Here is a 23,971-nt window from a genome sequence, read left to right on the forward strand (position 1 = left end):
GACCTGAGTTTGATGTGATAAACTGATTCCATGTCTTTGGCTCGGAAAAAATTAATATCCCGGGCGAACATAGCGTCTGCGTGCGGACTCACCGTCGTCCTGATTCTGATGCTCGGACCAGCGCTCTTTGTGTCCTGCGGCACCAAGCCGCCTTCGCCTGAGCCCGCCGAATCCCCCGGTTTCGAAGAACGGCGCCAGGAGATTCTCTCGGCTCTGGCCGGGCAAACCTGGGAGGACGGAGACGACCTGCGCCGGCGCCTTTATCTGGCCGCGGTCAAGCTCGAATCCGGCCGTGACCGGGAGACGGGCCTCCGCTATCTCCGCGAAGCGACCGTCCAGATCGAGCCGTGGGAATGTTTCCAGACCTATGCGGCGATGGAGATCATCCTGCGACTCGGCCACGAGCTGCCTGACGATCTTGTTGAGGACATGAAGGCGCGTCTTGCCGCGGGCTTCGGTCCCGACCTCGGATTCACGGAAAATCACAAACTTCAGTACAGAACGGCCCGCTATCTTTTCGGGCAGACCTGGCCCAACGGCCCGTGGTTCGCCGACGGGATGAGCCCCGTCGAGGCCCGGGCGGAGGCCGCCTCCTGGATTGACGGCTGGATCGAACGCACGGTCACTCTCGGCCAGTACGAGTACTCCTCGCCCAACTACGCCTCGCTCTATTTCCTGTGCCTGACGAGCCTCCATGATTTCGCCGACGATCCGATTTTGAGCCGGAAGGCCGGGATGCTGCTCAACCTGCTTCTCGCCGATTACGCGGTGCTGTACCTCGATGGCAACTGGACGGGCGGCCACAGCCGCGAGAAATTCAACCAGGCGACCCATACGGCACTCCATTCCGGGACGGCGACGCCCTTCGGCTATCTTTTCTTCGGGCGCTCGGTTTTCCGGCCGGAACTTCCCGAAACCTTCTACGTCGGGCTTGCCGCAATCCAGAACTTCCGCCCGGATCCGCTGATCGAAAGAATCGCCGGAGACCGCGCCGCGCCTTACGTCCACATCGAAACCAAGGCGCCCCGGGCCGGACTCGGAGTCAACCGCGGCGCCACCCCCATTCGCAAGTACACTTACATGACGGCCGACTACGCCCTGGGATCCTCCTACGGCGATCTCACCGATGTCGAAAACCACCGCTGGGACCTGACCTGGGTCTCGGTGTGGGACGGGGCGACCTGCTTTTTCATCAATCCCTATTTTTCGCGCGAGCACCTTCTGAGTTATTTCGACGATGACCCGGAGGAGATCGAAGCCAATATTCTGAGACAGCGCCCGTATGCCGACAGTCCCCACAAGTGGGTCGAGGGCTCACCCTACGAGGAGATTCTCCAGCACGGAAATGCGATCGTCGTCCTCTACGACATTCCCGCGGAGGCGCGCCACGGCCATGTCAACGGATTTTTCTCCAAAATCCTCGAAGCCCGCGAGGCGGACGATTCGGGCTGGATCTTCACCCGTGAAGGCCGGGTGTTTTTCGCCGTGCGACCGCTCACGCCGGGCCGATGGACGGAAGAAACCGACCACTTTCGTCTGACTCTCGACGGCCCGCGGACGGGACTTATTCTGGAGGCCGCATCGGCGAAGGACTTCCGGTCATTCGCCGCATTCAAGAGAAAAATCCGCCGGAACGCGCTCGAGTTCGACATCGGTAACCTCTATGTCGGCTATACGACGTCGGGCGGCACGCGGCTGGAGTTCGGTCATCCCGATCTGCGTTTTGTCGACGGCGAGCCGGTCGACATCGACGCCTGGCCGCTCTATTCCGGGCCGTTCATCCGGTCCGCGGAGGGCGGCCGGATTTTTGAAATATCGCAGGGATCCGATGTCCTGCGCCTCGACTTTGAAAATTATTACGGAAAGAAAGGGGACGACCGATGAAAAAAATCCAGAAAGGCGCGACCGTCTTGGCGGCGGCCGCCGCAATTCTTTTGACATTTTCTTATTGCCGAAAGGCGGAAGTTGAGATCGATCCGACGGTCCGGGAACTGCGCGATCTCGGAATGAAAGCCGAACTCATTTCGACGGCCGAGTTCCGTCAAGGCCGGGCCCCGAAGGATTTCGTCAAGCGGGCGGGCGCCGACTACAAACCGAGTTTCAACGAAGATCCGGCCATTCCGGCCCAGTGCTGGATCGAGACGGGCTACGGGACTCAGAACGCCTGTCTTTACTGCCACACGGACTATCTCACGAAAATCGGCCACGGCAACGCGTTTCCGCTGGGCGAGGACCAGGTTCTCTACAGCTTCCCGTCGCCCTCGCTGAACCACATCCTGTGGAAAAACGTGATCTTTCCGGGCAGCATCGACGCCCGCCTCAAAGCCGAGGGCGTGCCTCTTCCGGAGTTCGACGACACGGCTTACGTCCGCGCCGACAACTGGCGGCCGGCCTTTCTGCGGGCCCGGGCCGGCGGCAACATGGACTGGATGAACATGGACGACCCGGACGACGAGTTTGCCCTGTTTCCGGCCCTCGACCCGAATCATCTTTTCCCGTATGATCCCGCCGACCCGACCTCGGGTGGGACGCACGGCTATATCGATCCCGAAGGTTTTGTCCGGGACGAAAAGGACGGATACACGGGCTGGCGGGCCTACAATTTCTTCCCTTACGGGATTTTCACGCCGCTCACCGGAAGCGTCAGCGGGGTTTATATCCGCCTTCCCGGAAGCTTCATGTCCGCGGCCGGCGCCTTCGACATTGAGATCTACAAGAAAAACCTCGACCTCCTCGAAAGAAACATCAAGGACCGTGCGCCCGAGGAAGAAGTTTACTACGGCGATGCGTCCGGCGTTCCGGTGGAAAGAGGCTTTTATCCCGTGGGCGCGGAGATCGCCCATCCGCTTCACTACGTCGATCTCAACGCCGACGGCGAAAGAGGCTATGAACTCGACGGTGCGGAGGCCGTCGGCGGTACGGTCTACGAATTTCCGGGCACGCGCTCCAAGCGGGTCAAGGAAATCCGTTACATGTACAAGTGGAAACCCGTGACCCTGGCCGATATCGCCCCACCCGATGATGAGGACGATGAAGAGGAGATCGTTATCGGCCGGGAAGGCCAGGGCTGGGTGGACAACGGTGCCGGCTGGATTCTTTCCGCTTATATCGAGAACCGCAAAGGGGAGCTCCGGACCCAGACGACCGAAGAGCTCATGCAGTGCATCGGCTGCCACGGCAACGTCGGCAACACGATCGACTCCGTCTGGTCGTTCACGAGAAAACTTCCCGGCGAGGACGGCTGGCGGGAGATGGACTACGGCCGTTACGACAGCCGCCGGCCGGACATGACCCGGCTTCAGGACTTCGAGAGGGAAGACGATGGAAGAGGGGAGCTCGAATACTTCTATCATGCCGTCGTCGGGGCCGACCTCTACGGCGTGATGCCGGCCGAAATCTCCGCCGAACTCAAGCGCTATGCCAAGGACAGGGATCTTGTGGGCAAGCTCGGCCTCGCTCATGGAAACGGGGAGATTTTCGACGACGAAGCGCTCAAGACCATGGCCCGGGAAGAGCGCGAAAGCCGGCTTCGCGCCCGGCAGGCCGTCATGCGCGACTATGCGGCCGCGCGGGAATATCTCGCCTACGACAAGTCCGACGATGCGTATTACATCAAGGGTTCGATCTTCTATCCCTTCCTTTCGACCATGAAGGCGAACATTCAGCTCTATAGGAAGATCGTGCTGGACCAGAGCTACAATCTGGGGAAGGACGTCTTCGGGACGGAACCCGGCCACGTGCCGTTCACTTTCCGGTCGGACGGAACGGTGCTCGATGCTTCGCGGAAAACGATCGCCGCAGGTGAGGTTATCGCCAGCCGTCCCTACGGCGAAGACGGTGTCGGCGTGACGCCCACGGGTCTTGTCGCCGTCAATGCGGACGGCGTGCCGGTCGACAAGGACGGAAACCCGGTCGACATCGAGGAGGCGCCGGAGCGCGCCGCCGGACACGTCTCGACCGGCGGGACCTTCGACACGATGTACAATCCGATTCTCACCGACCGGCCGGTTCGGAAGAAGAAGTAGACTGAGACAGGACAAAACGGACGGAAGTCAGTCGAAATAGCCCGTGAGGTCGTTGCGGTTGAGCCCCTGTTCGAGGGTCGTTGGGACCACGGACTTATTGAGATTCTTGTCGAGCGGATTGGGAACAATCTCGCCGTGGGCGTTGGCGGCGACGGCATCGGCAGCGGAAAATTCCGGTGTCAAGATTGGAAAGGATATCCCCAATGAAGAGGAAAGCTTCAATCAACATGCAAACCGTGATGATTTTTTTGATCGGAATCTTTGCGGTGATCGGTCCCGGAGCCGGCCTTTCAAGACCGCCTGATGCCCCGGCGGATGCCGTGCGGAGCCCGCTTCTCGACTCCTGGCCGCAGCACGTCGAACATCGTGAAAAAACCGAGTTCCGCCTGGAATGGATCTCGGTCGGCCCGGTCATGAACAGCGCCCGTGCCGCTTCCGTGAAGGGCGATCCTGACAGGCCGGGCACTCTGTATGTGGCCTTCGGCCCCGGGAATCTCTGGAAAACGACGGACAACGGTCTGACATGGACCCCGATCTTCGAAAACCAGTCCACGCTGGGGATCGGGGATTTTGCCCTAGCCCCGTCACGTCCCGAAACGATCTGGCTTGGGTCGGGCGTCAACCTCAAGAAGCCCCGCAACTTCACGATGCCGGGAACGGGTGTTTTTCGCTCCGACGACGGCGGCCGGACCTGGCGGAACATGGGGCTTCACGACTCCTATCACATCGGAAAGATCGCCGTGCATCCGGAAAATCCCGATATCGTGTTCGCGGCCGTCCACGGGCATTACTGGACGACCAACCGCAATCGTGGCCTCTACCGGACCCTTGACGGCGGCCGGACCTGGGAACACGTCCTGTTCGTCGACGAGCGGACCGGGGCCAACGAGGTCGTCCTGGCGCCCTCCAATCCCGATATCGTCTACGCGACGACCTGGGAGATCCATCCCGGCGTTTCGGGACCGGGAAGCGGCGTCTATCGAAGCGAGGACGGCGGGGCGACCTGGCGGCGGCTCGGGGGCGGACTTCCGGACGGACCGAAGACCGGACGGATCGGCGTCGATGTCTCCTGGACCGATCCCGACAAGGCCTACGTCCTTGTCGACAATCTCAACATCAGCGACACCCGGGGAGCCGAAGTCTACAAGACGACGGACGGCGGACGAACATGGGCCCGGACGCACCACGACGATCTTCTCATCTTTCCACGGATCGGCTGGTACTTCACGGATATCTATGTGAACCCCAGGGACGATGAGGAGATTTTCGCACTCGGCGTTCGGGTCGCTCACAGCACGGACGGCGGCCGGACCTTCGGGCTCATGGGCGGTAATGTTTTCCATCTCTTCCCGAACATCGCCGAGACCCTCCACCTCGACCACTGTGAGATGTGGATCAATCCGCGGAATCCCGACCACCTGGCCCTGGCCAATGACGGCGGTCTCTACGTCTCCTACGACAAGGGCGGAAGCTGGCTGCATCACAACAATCTTCCGGTCGGGGAATTCTACACCGTGTCCGTCGACAACCAGGACCCCTACATGATTTACGGCGGAACGCAGGACGATTCTTCCGTTACCGGTCCGGCCCGGGAGTGGGATCCGCGTTTTCCCGACGGCTGGCGATACGTCTGGCTCGATGCCTGGGCCGGGGGGGACGGCTGTGTGACTTTCGCCGATCCCGAAGATCCGAACACGGTCTACTTTTCCGCGCAGCACGGCGCCGCGCGGCGCAAGGACATGCGGTCGGGACGTTCGGTGTCCATCCGGCCTCGTCTGCCCAAGGGGCACACGGGTCGACAGGAATACAATTTCATCACGCCTTATTTTTTATCGCCTCACAACCGCTTGACGCTCTACCATGCGGGCAACTATCTCTTCAAAAGCCTCGACCGCGGCGATAATTGGCGGCTCATCAGCCCCGATCTTTCGAAGTCCCGTGATCCGGAGCGCATCTCAACGGCGGCCGGCGCGGCCGCGGAATCGCCGCTTGAACCCGGTCTTCTCTTTGTCGGGATGGACTGCGGCGCTTTCTGGGTCAGTCCGGACGACGGCCGGAGGTGGATCGAGCGTTCGGCCGGGCTGCCGAACCGCTATATCCGGAGCATTTTCCCCTCCCGCTTCGACCGCGACCGGGTGTATGTCGCGGTTCCCGGCATCAACGACGACGATTTCGGCTGTCACCTCTTCGTCACGGAGGATTTGGGGGAGACGTGGACCTCCATAAAAGGAAATCTTCCCGACGAGGTCGCTTATGTGATTTTGGAGGATGCGACCAACGAAAACATCCTGTTCGCCGGACTATTCCGCGGCGTCTATGTCTCGACCGATCGCGGGATAAGCTGGTCTCTGCTGGGACCGAACATGCCCGCGGCGGCGGTCTCGGACCTGGCCGTCCAGGAACGGGAGCAGGACCTCGTCGCCTCGACCTACGGGCGGGGGATATATGTCATGAACATCCGGCCCATCCGCGAAGCTTTCGTGGGCGGAGCGCCCGCCGCCGACCGCCTCTTCGATCCCCCCGCCGCCCGGCTGCCCTGGATCAACGACACCCACCGCGACCCGCGTCTGAGCACGATCGAGAAAACGCCGATCACTTTTTATCTGACGCGCGATGCGGAAGTGACCCTCAGCGTTCGGAACGTGGAAGATGAGGCGATTTGGGCAAAAAAAATCGATGGAAAAACGGGCTTCAACCAGGTCCGCTGGGATCTGGTGACCCGAACCGTTGACAGCCCGGAGCCCTATTTCATCCGGTACAGGGAGTTCGCACCGGCCGGCGAGCATACGGTCCGGATTACGGGCAAGGGAATCGAACTCCGCGGACGGCTTGTCGTCCGGGAGCGGGAAACACCCCCGCCGCCCGTCATCGTCGAATAAGCCCCGGAAACATCAATCGAAATAGCCCGTGAGATCATCCCGGTTGAGTCCCTGTTCGAGGGCCGTCCGGGCCACGGCGCGGGCCACGGATTTGTGAAGATTCTTGTCGAGCGGGTTGGGGACGATCTCTCCGGGTTGGGCGGCGGCGGCGATGGCGTCGGCCGCGGCGGAAAGCATCTCGCGGCTGATCCTCGGCACGTCGGCATCGACGGCGCCGCGGAAGATTCCGGGAAATCCGAGGACGTTGTTGACCGACTTACCATCGGCGGCGAAAGCCGCTCCGGCTTTCAGGGCAACTTCAGGCTCGATTTCGGGGTTGGGATTGGACAGGGCCAGAATGATCTGTCCTTTCCGAACCATGTCCGGCTTGATCAACCCGGGAACGCCCGTTGTGGAGATGACGACGTCGCAGCCGGCCATGACCGCCTTAAGGTCGGAGGGCTCACCGCCCGCGCTTTTCAGCCTGGCGAGGGCCTCCGGGGCGATATCGGCACCGGCGACCGGCGTTTCGAACCGGAATATCAGCATTTTCGAAAGGGCCAGCCCGGCCGCGCCGAGCCCGATGACGCCCATCCGGCAGTGGGCGAGATCGATCCCGGCCGCCTTAGACGCATTCAGAAGTGTTGCCGTCACGACGACGGCCGTGCCGTGCTGATCGTCGTGCATGACGGGGATGTCGACCCGGGCCTGAATGCGCTCTTCAATGTCGAAACAGCGGGGAGCCGAGATGTCTTCGAGCTGAATGGCTGCGAAAGTCGGAGCGATGTGAACGACGGTTTCGACGATCTCGTCGGGATCCTTGGTGTCGAGGAGGATCGGCATGCCTGAAAGGCCGGTCAAGGTTTCGAGAAGGCTGGCCTTGCCTTCCATGACCGGCATGCCGGCCTTCGGGCCGATGTCGCCGAGACCGAGGACGGCCGTTCCGTCCGTGATGATGGCCACGAGGTGGCGGATGGACGTGTACCGCCGGGCCAGGGCCGGATTGTCCCTGATCTTCAGACAGACTTCGGCGACGCCGGGCGTGTAAACCCGCCGCAGGGTCGACAGGTTGGTGATGTCGTAACGGCTGCGGACGGCGATCTTTCCGCCCTGGTGCATCTCCAGAACGTCGTCGCGGACCTCGATCAGTTGGGCCTCCGAGTCGTTTTCGACGGCCTGAATCAGACGGCCGAGATGGTCGAGGTCACCGGCCCAGACATTGATGTCGCGATCGACGGCGGCCCCGCCGATGTGGATGGTCTTGATTTCGCCGATGAGGCCGCCCTCGGCGCCGATTACGGAAAGCAGCCGGCCGAGCGTTCCGGGTTTTTGCTGAAGCCTGCAGCGGAATGTTCTCTGGATTTTGCCGTCCCACCACATGTCGCGTCTCCTTGAACGAAATCGATCCCGTCCCGGGACCGCGGAAAAGCATAGACCCACACCCGGGGATTGTCAAGAAACCACGGGCTTGAAGGCGTTTTCAGTCGCCGATGATTTCGTTCAGCCCGACGAGGGCTTCGGAAAGCTCTTCCGGAGACAGGCGGGAGATTTTGTCGCCGATGCGCTCCACGGCCAGGGTCCGAATCTGGCTGATTTTGATCCAGGAACGCTTGGGAAGGCCCTTGGTTTTAATTTCCAGGGTCAGGGGAAATCCCGCCTGTTGGGGGCGACCGGTTATGGCCATGGCGATCGCGGTACCGGAGCGGTCATTGAAAACGTCATGACTCAAGATGAGTACGGGCCTTCGGCCGGTTTGCTCATGGCCTCGTCCCGGGCTCAAATCCGCCCAACGGATCTCGCCTCTCAGTATTCCGGCCATCGGGCGACATCCTCGGAAAATCCTTCTTCGGCCAGTTCCTTCTCCGCGCCCGGATCAAGCCGGGCACATTCCCGGGCCAGGCGGATCTTGTTCAAACGGTCGAGCTTCTCTGTAAGGGCGGATTCGACGGCCCGGCTTCGATTGGGGAAGGTCCCGCTTTCGACAAGGCGATCCAGCCGCCTCAGCAATTCTCCATCGATCGAAACGGCGATTTTAGCTTTGGGCATGAAACACCTCTCAGTATGACGATATGTCATACTAAAGGATGTGTCAAGCCCTCCGGAATCATGTTCACAGACTTTGATCCGGGGTCGCTTAAACATGATCCTCCGTCTCCATTTAAACAGACGAATTATTCCGGAGGAGACTCTCAGAGAAGGTGTTGCGGTTTGACAGGGCCCTCCGGCCGGGCCTATACTCCGGGCGTTGAACGGAGGTGGACCATGACCGTACGTTTTGCACGGCTGATCGCGGTGTTGGCCTGTGTCCCGGTTGTGTTGGCGGCTGAAGACGGGCGCACGCAATTCATCAGAGAAAAGGCGCTGGATCTTTATCCGGAAGCGGTGAAGATCCGGCGCGACCTGCACCGGATCCCGGAGCCGTGCCTTCAGGAAACGAAAACCGCGCGGTACGTCACGGCTTATCTTGAGAAACTGGGATTGGAGATCGAGACCGGAATCGCTCAAACGGGAATCAAGGCCGTCCTCAGGGGCGCGAAGCCGGGGCCGGTGGTCGGCATCCGCGCCGACATGGATGCGCTGCCGCTCAACGAAGACACGGGCCTGACCTTCACCTCCGAACATCCCGGTTTCATGCATGCCTGCGGTCATGACGGGCATATGACCAATGTCCTGATCAGCGCCAAGATTTTATCTGAAATGCGGGAGAGGATCGCCGGGACGATCGTTTTCATATTCCAGCCGTGTGAGGAAGGCAACACGGCAGGGAAGTCGGGCGCCCACCTCATGATCGAAGCCGGCGTCCTTGAAAATCCCCGAATCGAGGCCATGCTGGGCCTCCACGTGATGCCGGACTTTCCCGTCGGAAGCGTCGCCCTTCGTCCGGGGCCGCTCATGGCCAACGTGGTCTTTTTCGAAGTCGTGATCAAGGGCAAATCCAGCCACGGGGCGCTGCCGCACCAGGGCATCGACGCCGTCCATATCTCCGCCCTGGCCATCCAGCAGTTCCAGGCGATCATCAGCCGCCTGAAGGATCCCGGGGAGAGAGCGGTGTTGAGCGTCGGTTCCATTCACGGCGGTACGGCCGCCAATATCATTTCCGACCGGGTGGTCATGAGGGGAACGGTCCGGTCCTTTTCCTTCGAAACGGAAAACGCCATTGAAAAACAGATGCGGAATGTCCTGGAAGGGTTGGCGTTAACCTACGGGATGGAATTCGACTTCGAGTTCGACCGCGCCTCCCAATATGTCAAGAACGATCCGGAGCTGACCGAGGTCGTCACAAAGAATTTTCAGGAGACGATCGGGGTGCAAAACGTTCTTGCGACGGAGCCGATGACGATCGCCGAGGATTTTTCGGCTTTCAGCCACACGATCCCGAGTGTTTTCTTCTTCCTGGGCACCGGCACCAGGGAGAAGCTCCACGGCACGGATTTCTCCGTCGACGAAGAGATTTTCAAGACCGGTCCGCTGCTCTTCTGCACGGGGGCCCTGCGTCTCCTGGAGCACCTTTCCGTTTCAAACCAGGATTTCGCGGGGGATTTCCCGGAGGTTGAAGCGCGAGGCCATGCTTCGGCAGTAGGCGCCGGCGCACAGAACGGCCAGAACGTCGCCGCGGCGGGGCATCGGGAGCGGCCGTGACTTGGCGAAGACGTCCCCTGTTTCGCAGAGGTTTCCGGCTACGGTGACACGAACCCGGCGAGGCTCCAAAAGGCGTGTTGCGTTCACAATTTCATGATAAGCGCCGGGGTAGATGGCCGGGCGCGGGACCGACGTGAACGTTCCGCCGTCGACGCAGGCGAAAATCTGACCGAAACTCTCCTTGACATAGTTGACGCGCAGGAGAAGAACGCCGGCGTCGCCGACCAAATATTTCCCCGGCTCGACGGCGATCGTCTTGATCTGCAATCCCGATTCTTTCATGCGGCGGCCGATGCGCTCGGCATAAGCTTCGACTGGAAAAACTCCCTGGTTGGGATGATAGCGCGGACCGAACCCGCCGCCGAAATCCAGGAATTCGAGCCGGATTCCGGACTTTTCGAGTTCGGCCGCTTTGCGGACCATGCGGTCGACGGAGGAGGCGACGGACCGGAAATCTTCGGCCGTCCAGCCCGAGCCGAGATGCTGGTGGAGTCCGACGGGCCGGAATCCGGCCGCCGAGGCGGCCGAGAATGCGGAGTCGAGCTTGGACGGTTCGATGCCGAATTTGATGGGTGTTCCGTCCGTTGACCGTCGACCGGCCGTGATGACTCCGGCGGTGAAACCGCGTCCCGAACCGGGATTCCAGCGGAGAGAGGCGCAGATTTTCCGTTGCCCGGGAAATTCCCGGCGGACTTCGCGGAGAATTTCGATCTGCTCCAGGGCGTCGATGTTGATCGTGATCCCATCTTCCCGGAAGACGCGGCGCAGGTCCGCGGCGCCCACGCTTGTCCCGGTGAAGAGGATGCGCGACGCAGGGAAGCCGGCCTTCCGGGCCGCCTCGACTTCGCCCGGCGAAACCGCGTCGATCCAGGCCCCGAGGCCGCGGACGAACCGCAGGATCCCCGGGTGGGGGTTGGCTTTCATGGCGTAACAGATGCGCGTCTCCAGGCCGTCGAGCCCGGCGAAAGCCGCGGCCAGACGGTCGAAGTTTTCGCGGATGCGGGCCCGGCCGTAAACGAAAAGGGGTGTTCCCTCACGGTCGGCGATCGTTGCCGCATCCCGACCCGCCAGGGTCAGGCGCCCGTCGGAGACCCCGAGAAAAGCGTTTTGCCACCAGGTCATCATTCATGATCCTTTGTCCCGGCGCGGGACTCCGATTCGGCGAACAGATTTTTTTGTCCGCGTTCGATTTTTGCGACGATCTCCTCGAGTTCAGGATACGTGCGGAGGAGAAGCTCGGGGATTTCGATCTTTTCACCGCTCAGCATGTTTTTGATCTGAAGTGCGTTGGCCAGGGCCTGGCCCCGGTAGTGGTTGTTCGTGACGACGAGAACCTTTCCCCCCGAAGCCCCGAGTTTCCGGATTCTCTCCGTCCATTCGGCCACTTCATCCTTTGTGTAGAGATAGTCATATCGATCGTCGCGGCCGGCGTCTTTTCTGAACCAGTTTTGATAATTCCGGCCGTGGAGGCGGACATAGGCCAATTGCGGATTGGTGGCCACAGCCGAAGGTTTGATGGAGTTTTTGTAAAGGGGTTGGTCGATGTTGCAGAATACGGCTTGATATTCCGAAAGCATGGCGTAGAACTCCGGAACGTCCCAGGAGCCGTGGCGGACTTCGACGGCCAGGGGATATCCGGCGAAGAGTTCGAAGATGCGGCGCAGATGATCGCGGGATGCCGCCGTATTCGCGAACGACCAGGGAAACTGGACGAGGACGGCGGCCAGGCGCCCGCCGGCCCGCAGAGGGGCTATTCCCGTCTTGAAGACATCGGCATCGCCTGCGGAGAATTCCGTGCCTTTGTGCGTAAAGACCTGATGGAGCTTGACGGCCAGAAGGAAATCGGGAAAAGCCTCGATCCTGCGGAGCCAGGATGCAACGATAAAAGGCGAAGGCGGGCGATAGAAGGTGCTGTTGACCTCAATGAGGTTGATGAAGGCGGCGAGGAAAACCAGAGGATGAAAGCCGCGCGGTTTCGTTTCCGGATAGACGATGCCGTTCCAGTCCTCGTAGCTCCAGCCGGCCGTTCCGATATGATAGCGCGTCATCGGGCCTATTGTATGGAAAATGCGGGCCGAAGGCAAAATGAGAAACCGAGGGGTGGCGGCTTGCATTTTGCCGTCGATTTGTCAATAGTAAACCCAATGAGAAATCATATGAAAAACCGTGATTTTCGAAGCGATGTCGGAAAGACTTGGGAGCGGATCCGGGATGTCGTCATGTGGACGCCGCTCGAACGGTCTCCCGATTTGAGCGAGAGATACGGCGCGGACGTTTTCGTCAAGTGGGAATCCGAGCAGCTCACGGGTTCCTTTAAAATCCGGGGTGCCTTGTCCGCAATCCGCAATCTTCCGCAGGACGTTCGGGCGCGGGGCCTGGTCTCCGCCTCCACCGGTAACCACGGTCTGGCCGTCGCCAAGGCGGCCGAGCTTGAAAAAACGGATCTCATGCTTTTCGTTCCCGAATCCGTCTCTCCGGCCAAACTCGAAAAGCTCCGCCGGCTCGGTATTGACGTGGAGATCCGCGGCGCGTCCTGCGAGCAAACGGAGAGGCTGGCCCGGGCCTTTGCCGGCGATTCGGGGAAGCCCTACATCCCGCCGTACAATGACATCGATGTCATTCTGGGGCAGGGGACCGCGGCCTTTGAAATCCATCGGGATCTTCCCGGTGTCGATGCCGTTCTTGTGCCGGTGGGCGGAGGAGGGCTGGCGGCGGGCCTTGCGGCCTATCTGAAAAGTGTTCGACCTGAAGTGCAGATCTTCGGCGTCGAACCCGAAACATCGGCCTTCATGAACGCCTCGATCGCGGCCGGACGGCTGGTTGAAGTCGAAGAGAAGCCGACGACGGCCGATGCCGTGGCCGGCGGCATCGAGCCCGGATCGATCACCTTCGATTTTTGTAGGAAATTCCTGGACGGCATTATCACGGTTACGGAGACGGCTATCAGCGATGCCGTAACTGTCCTTTCCCGTGACTGCGGACGGGTTATCGAGGCTGCGGGGGCGCTCGCTTTGGCCGGTCTCGACTCGTGCCCTGAACCGTTCCACGGTCTCAAGGTCGTTCTGATTGCAAGCGGCGGCAACGCCTCTTAACTGCCCATCAACTTGACATGGCCTGAAACGGAGGGGTATGTTAATAAAAAACACTTTCATTCATAGGAGGGATCGTGCCAAAACTGGAAAACATCGAAGGCATCGGTCAGGCTTACGGCGCCAAGCTGCGTAAGGGAGGAGTCGGCAGCATCACCTCTCTGCTTTCCCAGGGCAAAACGCCGGCAGGACGCAAGGAGATTGCCAAAAAGACCGGTTTGAGTCCCAAGCTCATCCTTACCTGGATCAACCATGCCGACCTCAAGCGTATCCGCGGCGTCGAAAGGCAGTATTCGGAACTGCTCGAAGCCGCCGGTGTCGACACGGTCGTGGAACTCGCCCAGCGCCGCGCCGACAACCTTCTCGAAAAAATGTTGGATGTCAATAAGAAGAAAAAAATCCTGAGACGTCCCCCGACCCTGTCCCTGGTCGAAGACTGGATCAAACAGGCCAAGAAGCTTCCCCGCGCCGTTCATTACTGAAGTGACAACCCGGTTCGGCCTCCCGGCCGATCCTACAAGTCTTTCAAAAATTTGGCCGTCGGGCGGGTGTTGCCGACGACCCGATTTTTGATTATGCTTAACGCGAGAGACTTCACAATGCGCGCTCGATATCTTTTTGCCGCCGCAGGGATCGCCGTCATCCTGGTTGCGGGCTGCGACCGCCGCGGCGAAACGCCCGGACCCTCAACCGGGGACGGCCGCTTCAGGATCGGCATTCTTCAGCTCGTGGATTCCCCGACCTCGGAAGATGTCCGCATAGGCATTTTCCGGGCTGTCGGGGACAGCGGTCTTCGCGAGGGTGTCGACATCGAGGTCCGGATCCGAAACGGCCGGGGCGACGTCGCCTCTGTTCAGCGTCTGGCGCATGAACTGGCGTCGACTTCGGACCTGATCATCCCGATTTCGACACCGTGTCTTCAGGCCGCACTGATGGCCACGTCGAGTGTCCCGATCGTGTTCACGGCGGTGGCTCATCCCGCTCTTGTCGGGGGAGGCCTGAATGAAAACGGGGGGCCGGGCCACGTGACCGGAGTCGCATCCACGGGCCCGATCCGGAAATCGCTGACCTTCATCCGGGACATCCTTCCCCATGCGGATCGCATCGGCACGCTGTGGACTCCGGCGGAAATCAATTCGGAATACTATCTCGATCTCGCCCGGCGGGCGGGGGCCGAATGCGGTGTGGAAATCGTCGCCGTGCCCGTCTCTTCCGGTCGCGATGTCATGTACGCCGCAACGCTGTTGATCAATGAGGGTGTGGACGCCGTCTACCAGATCTCGGACAACACCGTCAACGCCGCCTTCGAAGTCCTGGGCCGGGCCGCTGAAGATAGCGCTCTGCCGCTTTTCGGAGGTTTTCTGAAATCCGTCGAAATGGGCGCCTGCGCCGCCATGGGGTTCGATTTCACGGATATGGGCTACAGGACCGGCCGGATAGCCTTGCGGATCATGGCGGGAGAAAACCCGGGCCGCATCCCCATCGAGTATATGGACGATGTCAGAATTCACCTCAACCTGGAGGCCGCCGCAAAACAGTCCGTCATTTTTCCGCCGTCCGTTCTCGAGCGGGCCGAAAGGATTTTGGGAGCCGAGGCGTCCTCATCTCCGCCCGCAAGCCGTTAAAGGGACAAGATTCCTGACAGACCCGGGCGATACTTTCAGATCTTCTAAAGAAGAAAAGACCGATGCGCGGTGTCCGGGGGCCGGGCCGTCAGGATGGCCTTGCGAATGGCTTCGTGCGTAAGATCGATGCCTTTGCGGCAAGCCTCAGCCAATGTTTCACCCCGGGCCAGGAAGCCGAGAACGGCCGAAGAGAGAAAACAGCCCGTGCCGTGGGCGTCACCCTCGATTTTTTCATGGCCATACTCCTCGAAAATCCGGCCGTCCCAGAGAATATCCAGTGGATTCTCTTGGAGATGTCCGCCCTTGAGCAGACAGGCACATTCGGCTTGACCGCCGATTCTTCGAGCCGCTTCTTTCATGCCGGTTCGATCGGACACCTGTAATCCGGAGAGTTGAGCGGCTTCATCGAGGTTCGGAGTGATCAGGGTCATCCGGCCCTTGAGAATTTTCAGAAAAGACGGCCAGACGGTCTTTTCCAGAAGGGTCCGTCCCGAACTGGAGCGCAACACAGGATCAACCACCCGCGGGATGCCGCTTTCCCGGCCGAGAATGCGGGCCGTCTCGACGAGGTTGGCGGCGCTTCCCAGCATGCCGACCTTGATGCCCACGGGCCGGTTGTCCGAGCGCATGGTCGCATACTGTTTTTTCAGGAAGGCGGCGGGAACGGCTTGGACGGCGGCGACGCGATCGGCATTCTGGGCGGTCAGGGCGGAGACGACGCCCGCGCTCCGGAAACCCAGTCGGGCGAAAACGGCTGCATCCAGCAGGATCCCCGCCCCCCCGGTGGGGTCGAACCCGGCGATGGAAATGAGGGTCGCTTGTCGAGTCTTGCTCATACTCCATCTATTATACCGGATTCCCGCCGTGTTTTTCCCGGCCGGAGGACTGTGTTAAAATCGTCGCGTTTCCATGAACGCAAGGGTCCATTGCCTGATTTCCGGCCGAGTGCAGGGAGTGGCCTTCCGCTGGTTCGCCGAGCGCGAGGCCTCGGCTCTCAGTCTGGCCGGATGGGCACGCAATCTCGCGGACGGCCGCGTTGAGGTTCTGGCCGAGGGGCCGTCGCGCGCCGTCGAGGCTTTCGTCGGTCGACTCCGCGTCGGACCGTCCATGGCCCGGGTTGATGACGTGACGGAAGAATGGTCGGACTTCAAGGGCGATTTGCAGGGTTTTGAAATCCGCCGCGGCTGGTGACGCGGCGCGTCACGCCGGCGGTCTTTTTTCAGCCAGAAATCGGTCGCGGCATTCCCTTGAACAGAAATAATGATCCCGGCCGCCGCGGACTTCCCTCAAGGCCTGTTCTTTCGGGAGATAGGTGTTGCAGATCTCATCCTTGACCATGATACCGGTGATTTTTCGCGGTGGTTCGGGCTCCCGCCGTTCCCGGCCGATTCTGCGGAAGGCTCTCACGACGGCCATGATGAGATAGGCTAAAACGGCGAAAAGAATAAAACGGAAGAGCCCGACGATCATTTATCCAAAGTAGACGATTTGCCCGCCCCTGTCAACGCAGCCGGCGGCTTGAATGATTCGCCGCCGGGAAGTAAGATGGCGGCATGGAGTTTCTTCTGTCGGATGAGGATAAGGCTCTTCGGGAGAGGGCCGGACTTTTCGTCCGGGAAACGCTTCCCCGTTTCCTTGTCCCGCCCGCGTTTCCGTTCCGGGCCTGGACCCGGGGATTGCGCGATCAACTCCGGTCGGCCGGGTTTACCGGGCTCCGCATCCCCGCTTCGCTCGGGGGAATGGAGCGAACGGCCCTGCAGACGGCGCTTGTCCTCGAAGAGATCGGCCGGGTGTCTCCGCCCCTGGCGTTTTTTCTGGCCGTTCACAACGGCTTCTGCGCCGCGCAGATCCGGCGCCATGGAACCGCGGAACAATCGGCCCGCCTCCTGCGCGGCTTGGCCTCCGGCGAAAACCTGGGAACCTGGTGTTCGGTATCCGTTGAAGCAGGTTTCGATTCCGGGAGATGGGAACTGCGGGGAGGACCGATTTTCGAAATCGGAATCGAAGGGGAACTGGCCGTTGTTGCGGCCGAAATCAAAGACGGCGGGCCGACCGGAAGCTCGAAAGTCTTCCTCGCCCGCCGCATCGGAACATCCGGCTCCATTCCGGCCGAAATCCTCGGTGATGGCGCCGGCGAAGAGACGATGACGGAGACGGCCGCCTTGGGAAAGATCTACACGGCGGCCTGCCGACTCGGCCGGGCCGAGGCGCTTCTTGCGGGGGCGCTCGATGCCGGACAGGAAGAGCGGTCCGAGGCTGCCGAGGTTCTGATGGAGGTCGAGGCCGCCCGCCTTCGGACCTATCGGGCCTGTCTTCTCGAAGATGCCGGACGTGCGGGCCGGGGGGAAGAGGCGCTCCTTGCCGACCGGGCCGCCGAAGACGCCGTCCGAGCCGCAATCCGGATTGCAGCCCGCAGGGCCGAGGGTCCGCAATTTTTTGCCGAGGCGGCCCATTTTATAAATACAAGCCTGGAAGGAGACCCGGATGACGCTTAAAGAGTTCTATGAAAACATTTTGCGGATCGGCATGGACAACGACCCGCGCGGTCGCAAAGAGGTCGAGAGCCTTCTCGAACGCGAGGCCGCCCGGAGAGACAAGCTTTCCGAAGAAGAGCGCGAAACTTATGATTCGGACCGCCTGTTCAATCCATACGCGGATACCCGAATCCTGTTCGGAGATCCCGGCGCGAAAATTAACACCGTCCTGGCCGGAATCGACGTCGAAGTCGGTGAAGTCCTGCTGGCCTATCTGATGAACCGGGACCGCGGTTCAGGCATCGACCTCTTGGTGGCGCATCACCCGGAAGGACGGGCACTGGCCCAGCTTCACGACGTCATGAAACTTCAATCCGATCTTCTGTCCGCCCACGGCATTCCGGTCGCCACGGCCGAACACCTCATGGAAAAACGCATCGGCGAGGTCGAGCGCCGTCTCCTTCCGGCCAACCATGAGCGGGCGGTCGACGCCGCCCGGCTTCTCGGCCTGCCCCTGATCTGTGTCCATACCCCGGCCGACAACTGCGTCACACGGCATCTGGAAAAACTTTTCGAACGCGAAGCGCCGACCACGCTCAAGGATCTTGTCGGGTTGCTGCGGCGGATCCCCGAATACGAAAAGTCCGCCCGTTTGGGAACGCCGCCCAAGATCGTCAGCGGCGGGGATCACAACCGGTGCGGACGGATCTGCGTCGACATGACGGGAGGAACGGAGGGGTCGAAGGACATCTTCGAAAAATATACCGCTGCTGGAATCAGCACCATAGTCGGCATGCACTTCAGCGAGGAGGCTCTGGAAAAGGCCAAGAAGACCCATCTCAACATGGTTGTGGCCGGGCATATCGCCAGTGACGTGTTGGGGCTCAACCTGCTGTTCGATGAGCTCGAAAAATCCGGACCGGTGACATTTGTCAACACTTCGGGTTTTGAGAGAATCCGCGGCCGCTCGGCCGTCTGACCGTCCGGCCGGTCAAAACTTCAGACGCAGGCCGAGCCTGACGGTTGCGCCGCTGAAATCGAAGAGGCCCTGGCGGACGCCGCGGGCGGATTCTCCTTGAGGCCGGTCTATCTCTCCGGACAGAACGGAGTAAAAAGAATCGAGGCCGGGCGGGCGGCTTTCATAGAAATAGAGGGAAGCGCCGCCGCTTTCAACGTATTCTCTTTCGTCCTCAGGTCCCAATCGTCGATATGTGGAAGGGCCTTTGAAACCGTCAACCCGGGACCAGATGTTTTCGAAGTCGATGACGAAGCCGATGTGCTTGAAAAGGGTGTATTCCAGACCGAAAAGGGCGTAATAACCCAGACCCTCGGAACGGAAGGTGCCGGTCTTTTCGAACCAGTAGACATACTCCCGGCCGAGAAACGTGAACCGGGCTTCGTAGTTTTCCGAGGCTTCGTACTTGATGAAGGACAGGTGCCGGCCGCCGCCGATGTGGGCGCTGAGGTTCGCCAGAATGGAATGGGAGAAAACGAGTCCCAGCTTTGCATAAACGGCCGACATGCTGTTGGACATCGCGTAAGTCTCACTCTGGCCCTGGGCCGATCCGAGCAGGAAGACCGATCCCTGGGACCGGCTTTGCAGCCGTCCTCCGCCCAGGCGGAACGAGAGGCCTTTGTAAAGGGTGAAGCTCAACTCGCCTTCCATCCCGGAAGCGAAACCCAACTCGGCGATGCGGCCCTCCATTCGTCCTCCCGTCCGCGCCGCCCAGTCCGACCAGAGGGAGTTCGAGGACCGGATCCAGGTATTGACGTCGCCTCCGCTGAGGGTCGGGGGGCCGTAGCTGAATCGAAGCCCGATGGTTTCCGCTCCGGCCGAGGGAGCTCCCAAAGCCAGGACGAGACCTGCCAGAATTCCGTGGATGACATATTTTCCGCTCATGGCCACCTCGAAATCATTGTTTCACATTTCGTCCGCCAATGCCACTTCCTCAGGATTCCGGGCGGGGGATCTCCAGCGTGACCGTTGTGCCCCGTCCGGGACGGCTGGAGACATGGACCCGGCCGCCGTGGTCTTCGAGAATTTTTTTTACGATGGCCAGCCCCAGCCCGGTGCCGGAAGCTTTCATCGAAAAATAGGGGACGAATATTTTTTCCAGGGTTTTTTCGTCCATGCCGATTCCGGAGTCGCGGATTTCCGCAACGGAAATATCGTCCTTCACAAAGACCCGGACGTCCACCTCTCCCGCGCCGGAGATGGATTCGATGGCGTTGATGAGCACATTCCGGACGGCCATTTTGATCTTGGACGGATCGGCCCTGGTGGGAACGCCGGCCGGCCCGGACGGATGCCTGCGGAAACGAATTCGGCCTTCAAGAAGACGGGCGTAGGGCCGGATCGTTTCATCCAGGAGTTCTCCGAGGTCGAAGGCTTCGATTTGAAGCGTCATGTCCCTTGAGAGATCCATGAACTCCTGAGCGATGCGTCTCAGGTTTTCGACTTCGCCGATGATGTAGGAGACGGACTCCCGCAGGGCTTTTCCGAAATCGCCGCGCTTGTTCTCGTAGACGCGGAGCAAGTGTTCGGCCGAAAGCTGAATGGGGGTCAGAGGGTTCTTGATCTCATGAGCCACTTTTCTGGCCATTTCCGCCCAGGCGACTTTCCGGCCCATGTCGGCCAGTTCCTGCTGATGTTCCTTGAGGCTGCGGATCATGGCATTGAAGCCCTCGATGAGCGTCATCATTTCGTCCCGGCTGCCGTGCTCGACGGCCACCTCGAGGTTGCCGAGACTGACTTCGCGGGTTGCGGCCAGGAGCTTACGCAGGGGAGCGATGATCATGGTTCGGATACCGCGGGCGAACAGAACGACCAGGGCGGCGAAAAAAATCGATAAAAAGACGACGAACTCGATGAGCTCCTGCGCCGCCTTGTCCGCCTCCCGGCCTTCGAAGGGAAAGGGCAGGGAAATGAAATAGGAGATGTCTTTGAACATGTAGGGGACGGTCAGCGTCTGGAATGAGTAATCGCCGATCTTCTGCCGGGTCGTGTGAAACGGACGTTTCTCGTGGACGATCCGATGGTGGGTTTCCCCGTCGAGGAGGGACGGGAGAAGTCCGGCATCGAAAAACTCCCTACGGCTTGAGGCCAGGAGGCGTCCGTCCTGAAACAGATTGACGTCGTTCGTGAGTGTGGCGCTGATCCATAGAACGAGATCCTCCGACGGCGAGGCGAACTGCGAATCCTCCTGCTCCTGGATGAATAGAAAGTCGTCCATGATGTTTCGGGCGAAGCCGGCCTGGGCTTCGGCTTCGGCCGTAAAACGGGCCGAGAAAATCCGGTCGTAAAGGTCGCGGGTGAAAAACGTGAACAGAAGAAGGGGAATGAAGGCGACGGCGAAGAACGCGGCGTAGACACGGTGGAAAAAGGAACGGAGCGTCGGAACGGGTGGACGTTTGCCGGAAACCAGAAACAGCCCGGCGGCGGCCGGGATCAAAAGACAGAGATAGAGAACCAGCAGTTTCACGAAATCGACGGAATGGCCCCGGAATGTCTTGCGCGGCAGAGTCAGCGCGGCGATTCGGTCATTGTGCCGGAAATAGTATCCCAGGTAGGGCTTCTCCTTGTCCCGGAAATTTCCCCATACGGGCTCACCGTTAAGGGCCAGGGCGGACAGAACTTCGGGGGGAATGCCGGCCGAGGATCGGAGCGGATTGAACATGAGCCCGCCTTCGGAATCGTAGACGGCCAAACCGAAGTTGAAGGCGTCGAGGGAGGGAAGCGTATCCGTTCGCAGGAGTTCGAAATAGGGGTTGGCCGAATAGAGAAAGGGAAGCATTTCCGGATCGATGGAGAGATAGAGAAGGACGCGGCCGAGAAGCCCTTCGTCCGTCTCCCAGTCCCGGTAAGCGATAAAGAAATCGCGCTCCTTCCCGATGAACGAAATCGTTCGCCGGACGACGGTCCATTCGGAATTGCCGGCCAGAGTGAACGCCGCTCCATAGACTCGGGGAACGTTCAGGGAAAAGCGGGATAGAATCTCGAGATCGGGCCCGAGAATCTCCAGGCTGGAGTACCAGTTCAGGCGGGCGGCCGGGCTCTTTTCCCAAAGGACCCGGGCCAGGTCCGGCGCGCGCGGGTTTCGAAAGTATTCCCGGAGGACGTTGTCGTGCTTGTCGATTTCGAAGAGGGTCTGTTCAACGAGGAAACGGCCCCACCGCTCCTGGGAGATGATGGTGTCGGTCAAGAAATTCCGAACCAGCCGGCGGGAATGATTGTCCAGGGCGAGGTTCAGGGACAGGGAGATGTGGAAAACGGCCAGGACAAAGACAAGAAGTGCCCCCGCGTTTTTTCGAATGGAGACGGCTCTGAGTGCGGCGGCGCCGACGGAGGCAAGAAGAAAAAACAGCGTCAGAACGATGACGGGCGGGAAACCTGCAGGTTGAAGAAGGAAAAAGATTGCACCGGCTCCGGCGGTGAATCCCAGGGCCGAATACCGGTTCGGAGTGAGGAGCGATGCAAGCCGGAAGGCGAAATAGCCGGCCGCCAGAAGCCCGGCCATTGCGGCCAGAAGAGCGCCGTGCAGGAGAAGAAAAGATCCCGACAGCGAAAAATCCAGGAGATGGACATTCGAGTTTTGAACCAGCCGGACGACCAGGTTCTGAAAAACGGCGGCGAAGCACCAGGACAGGGTCGCGGCGGCCGCGACGGCGGCTGTTGCGGCCGTCCGTCTGCGGCCGGCCCGGGAAGACCTCGGGAACTTCCGGACACCGAAGGCCAGCGCCGCCGCCGTTCCCAGAACGGCCATCGTTGTCAAAAAAATATCGGCCGGAGATCGCGTCAAAGCGCCGATCGAGAAAAAACCCGCGGCGGCCGGGGAGAAAACGGGCAGTGCGGAGATCCGCTCCAATCCGCTCGCGGCCAGAAATAAAAGACGCAGTCCCGCGATGAGAAGAATGATTCCCGCGACGGCGGCGGGATGTTTCTCCGGGCGGATGCGGAAGGTCGTCCCCAGCAGGATAAGTCCGATGGCGAGAGCGGCGGCCGACAACGCGAAAGCGGCCAGGAGAAGATCTTCCCTCATGGCCGATTTCCGGTAGGCCGGCGATGGGGAGTTCAGGGTGACCGTCGCGGCGATTCGGCCGTCGGGGTTTCGCAGAGGAAAAAAGAGTGTTTGGATATCGCTTCGATCCTGGGGATGACCCAGATATTCGTCATTGTGGCGGGTGAAAATTCTTTCGAATCCGCCGACGTCCTCCCGGTGATCCCAGTAATCGATATCGACGTGCCTGCGGTGCCTTGGCTCCAGGAAATGATATTCCCGGAGATAAGGCGATTCAAATCGGGGCATAAAAGAGAGAAGCTTGAATCCGGCCGTCGAGCCTCCGTCGCCGTCGGGCCGGATGACGGCAAGATGTGCCGAAGCCCCGGAACGCACGATGAGAAGGAGGGGATGCTTTTCTTGGGCCGCTGAAAAGTCATCGGTCAGATCGGCGATGTTGCCCAGCCAGGCCAACATCCGTCCCCGGGCATCGAATCGAGCGATGCCTTCGGTCTCGGGATCGAGGCCGAGGTTTTCAAAAGATTGAAAAACGGCCGGAATGTCCCCGGCCGGTATCGCGGGCAGACGGTCCAGGGTCCGATTCAAATCAACCCGAACCCGAAGGAACGCGGTCCGGATGTCCTCCGCCCGGTTCCTGAGAAGGGTCAGGGTCTTTTCCGGGTCGGTGACCGAAAGAAAGGAGGGCAGGATCAGGGCGCAGGCTGCACAGACGGCCGCGGCGGCTGCGAAACCGGCCGCCGCGCGGGTTCCAAAGCGGTGAAAAGGGGAAAGCTTGGACATCAGCGTTTATCGGCCCGGATTTCGGCGATCCTCCAGAGCGGGCGCGCCCGGCGTTCGGCGCCGGGCGGTGGGAACTCCGGCTGAATCCGGATGAAGACGTCAAAGACATAAGCCGTGTTTGTCCGAATGTTCCGGAAGGACCAGCGGGACTTGTGGATGCGGGCCGGGTCTCCGGGAAGAACGGACGGCCGGGGGTCGAGATAGAATTCCACGGTCCGGAAAGACGAGAAAAACCGTTCGAACAGCAGCCGGGCCTGCTCGTCCGAAACCCGGTCGGAGAAGCCCAGGGGCTCGGGAAGAGAAAGATGCAGGGATCCCGATGACGTGAACAACCGGTGAAGGCCGTCGGCGCGGTTTTGCAGAAATGCGCTCTCAATATCTTTCGTCTGGGGGGATAAAAAAGAAACGAGGAATGATGCCAGGACGACGGATAACGGATTCACCTGACCCATGGTATCACAGG

The 23,971-nt window shown here is 60.5% G+C and carries 20 protein-coding genes and 1 pseudogene; 10 read left to right on the forward strand and 11 right to left on the reverse strand.

Translation table 11 applies throughout. The annotated features are described in order from the left end of the window. Positions 1–108: 108 nt before the first annotated feature. Positions 109–1,884, forward strand: coding sequence for a hypothetical protein (locus SCM96_11990; GenBank protein ID MDW7761339.1), 1,776 nt, complete (start codon positions 109–111; stop codon positions 1,882–1,884). Continuing rightward, complete coding sequence (locus SCM96_11995) at positions 1,881–4,025, forward strand: hypothetical protein (protein MDW7761340.1); 2,145 nt, start codon at positions 1,881–1,883, stop codon at positions 4,023–4,025. The genes SCM96_11990 and SCM96_11995 overlap by 4 nt, the downstream gene beginning before the upstream one ends. Positions 4,026–4,052: 27 nt before the next feature. Here the strand turns inward: SCM96_11995 and SCM96_12000 are convergent, their stop codons facing one another. Beyond that, positions 4,053–4,208 (reverse strand): hypothetical protein, encoded by a 156-nt coding sequence (locus tag SCM96_12000; GenBank protein ID MDW7761341.1) that lies wholly within the window; start codon positions 4,206–4,208, stop codon positions 4,053–4,055. Between the two features lie 20 nt (positions 4,209–4,228). Between SCM96_12000 and SCM96_12005 the strand changes: the two genes are divergently transcribed. Continuing rightward, positions 4,229–6,904, forward strand: a complete 2,676-nt coding sequence (locus SCM96_12005; protein ID MDW7761342.1) for a hypothetical protein — start codon at positions 4,229–4,231, stop codon at positions 6,902–6,904. A gap of 12 nt (positions 6,905–6,916) precedes the next feature. On the opposite strand, the gene SCM96_12010 is transcribed toward SCM96_12005, so the two are convergent. From SCM96_12010 to SCM96_12020, 3 genes are all read right to left on the reverse strand, one after another. Next, a complete protein-coding gene (locus tag SCM96_12010) occupies positions 6,917–8,263 on the reverse strand; it encodes an NAD-dependent malic enzyme (GenBank protein ID MDW7761343.1) in 1,347 nt (448 codons plus the stop codon). A 100-nt stretch (positions 8,264–8,363) separates the two neighbouring features. Then, positions 8,364–8,702 (reverse strand): type II toxin-antitoxin system PemK/MazF family toxin, encoded by a 339-nt coding sequence (locus SCM96_12015; GenBank protein ID MDW7761344.1) that lies wholly within the window; start codon positions 8,700–8,702, stop codon positions 8,364–8,366. Next, positions 8,687–8,929, reverse strand: a complete 243-nt coding sequence (locus tag SCM96_12020) for a ribbon-helix-helix domain-containing protein (protein MDW7761345.1) — start codon at positions 8,927–8,929, stop codon at positions 8,687–8,689. The genes SCM96_12015 and SCM96_12020 overlap by 16 nt, the downstream gene beginning before the upstream one ends. A 216-nt stretch (positions 8,930–9,145) precedes the next feature. On the opposite strand from SCM96_12020, the pseudogene SCM96_12025 reads away from it, so the two are divergent. Next, positions 9,146–10,336, forward strand: a pseudogene (locus tag SCM96_12025) (M20 family metallopeptidase). A gap of 63 nt (positions 10,337–10,399) precedes the next feature. On the opposite strand, the gene lysA reads toward SCM96_12025, so the two are convergent. Both lysA and SCM96_12035 read right to left on the reverse strand, forming a co-directional pair. Continuing rightward, on the reverse strand, positions 10,400–11,647 hold the full coding sequence (lysA, locus tag SCM96_12030; protein ID MDW7761346.1) for a diaminopimelate decarboxylase: 1,248 nt from the start codon (positions 11,645–11,647) through the stop codon (positions 10,400–10,402). Further along, positions 11,644–12,570 carry a DUF72 domain-containing protein gene (locus tag SCM96_12035; protein MDW7761347.1) on the reverse strand — a complete coding sequence of 309 codons (927 nt, stop codon included), beginning with the start codon at positions 12,568–12,570 and terminating at the stop codon, positions 11,644–11,646. Before SCM96_12035 ends, lysA begins: the two co-directional genes overlap by 4 nt. A gap of 108 nt (positions 12,571–12,678) precedes the next feature. Here SCM96_12035 and SCM96_12040 point away from each other — a divergent pair, with 108 nt between their 5' ends. The 3 genes from SCM96_12040 to SCM96_12050 all read left to right on the forward strand — a co-directional run bounded on the left by SCM96_12040 (position 12,679) and on the right by SCM96_12050 (position 15,236). After that, on the forward strand, positions 12,679–13,614 hold the full coding sequence (locus SCM96_12040; GenBank protein ID MDW7761348.1) for a pyridoxal-phosphate dependent enzyme: 936 nt from the start codon (positions 12,679–12,681) through the stop codon (positions 13,612–13,614). Between the two features lie 74 nt (positions 13,615–13,688). Beyond that, complete coding sequence (locus tag SCM96_12045) at positions 13,689–14,093, forward strand: DUF4332 domain-containing protein (GenBank protein MDW7761349.1); 405 nt, start codon at positions 13,689–13,691, stop codon at positions 14,091–14,093. A gap of 117 nt (positions 14,094–14,210) precedes the next feature. Next, complete coding sequence (locus tag SCM96_12050; GenBank protein ID MDW7761350.1) at positions 14,211–15,236, forward strand: ABC transporter substrate-binding protein; 1,026 nt, start codon at positions 14,211–14,213, stop codon at positions 15,234–15,236. A 44-nt stretch (positions 15,237–15,280) separates the two neighbouring features. Here the strand turns inward: SCM96_12050 and SCM96_12055 are convergent, their stop codons facing one another. Continuing rightward, positions 15,281–16,072: a hydroxymethylpyrimidine/phosphomethylpyrimidine kinase gene (locus SCM96_12055; GenBank protein MDW7761351.1), complete on the reverse strand. Its 792-nt coding sequence runs from the start codon at positions 16,070–16,072 to the stop codon at positions 15,281–15,283. Positions 16,073–16,145: 73 nt separating this feature from the next. On the opposite strand from SCM96_12055, the gene SCM96_12060 reads away from it, so the two are divergent. Next, the gene (locus tag SCM96_12060) at positions 16,146–16,427 is read left to right on the forward strand and encodes an acylphosphatase (GenBank protein ID MDW7761352.1); all 282 of its coding nucleotides are present in this window, start codon (positions 16,146–16,148) and stop codon (positions 16,425–16,427) included. Positions 16,428–16,436: 9 nt separating this feature from the next. Here the strand turns inward: SCM96_12060 and SCM96_12065 are convergent, their stop codons facing one another. Then, complete coding sequence (locus tag SCM96_12065) at positions 16,437–16,706, reverse strand: hypothetical protein (protein MDW7761353.1); 270 nt, start codon at positions 16,704–16,706, stop codon at positions 16,437–16,439. Positions 16,707–16,789: 83 nt separating this feature from the next. Between SCM96_12065 and SCM96_12070 the strand changes: the two genes are divergently transcribed. Both SCM96_12070 and SCM96_12075 read left to right on the forward strand, forming a co-directional pair. Continuing rightward, the gene (locus SCM96_12070) at positions 16,790–17,731 is read left to right on the forward strand and encodes an acyl-CoA dehydrogenase family protein (protein ID MDW7761354.1); all 942 of its coding nucleotides are present in this window, start codon (positions 16,790–16,792) and stop codon (positions 17,729–17,731) included. Further along, positions 17,721–18,689, forward strand: a complete 969-nt coding sequence (locus tag SCM96_12075; GenBank protein ID MDW7761355.1) for an NGG1p interacting factor NIF3 — start codon at positions 17,721–17,723, stop codon at positions 18,687–18,689. Before SCM96_12070 ends, SCM96_12075 begins: the two co-directional genes overlap by 11 nt. A 12-nt stretch (positions 18,690–18,701) precedes the next feature. Here the strand turns inward: SCM96_12075 and SCM96_12080 are convergent, their stop codons facing one another. From SCM96_12080 to SCM96_12090, 3 genes are read right to left on the reverse strand one after another with little or no spacing between them, the layout of a single operon-like run. Further along, entirely contained in the window at positions 18,702–19,610 is a 909-nt protein-coding gene (locus tag SCM96_12080; protein ID MDW7761356.1) for a hypothetical protein, read from the reverse strand. A 49-nt stretch (positions 19,611–19,659) separates the two neighbouring features. Next, positions 19,660–23,508 carry an ATP-binding protein gene (locus tag SCM96_12085; protein MDW7761357.1) on the reverse strand — a complete coding sequence of 1,283 codons (3,849 nt, stop codon included), beginning with the start codon at positions 23,506–23,508 and terminating at the stop codon, positions 19,660–19,662. Beyond that, a complete protein-coding gene (locus SCM96_12090) occupies positions 23,508–23,951 on the reverse strand; it encodes a hypothetical protein (GenBank protein MDW7761358.1) in 444 nt (147 codons plus the stop codon). Before SCM96_12090 ends, SCM96_12085 begins: the two co-directional genes overlap by 1 nt. Positions 23,952–23,971: the final 20 nt, after the last annotated feature.

This window comes from Acidobacteriota bacterium, assembly GCA_033549365.1.
GTDB lineage: Bacteria > Acidobacteriota > Aminicenantia > Aminicenantales > Saccharicenantaceae > JAWSUF01.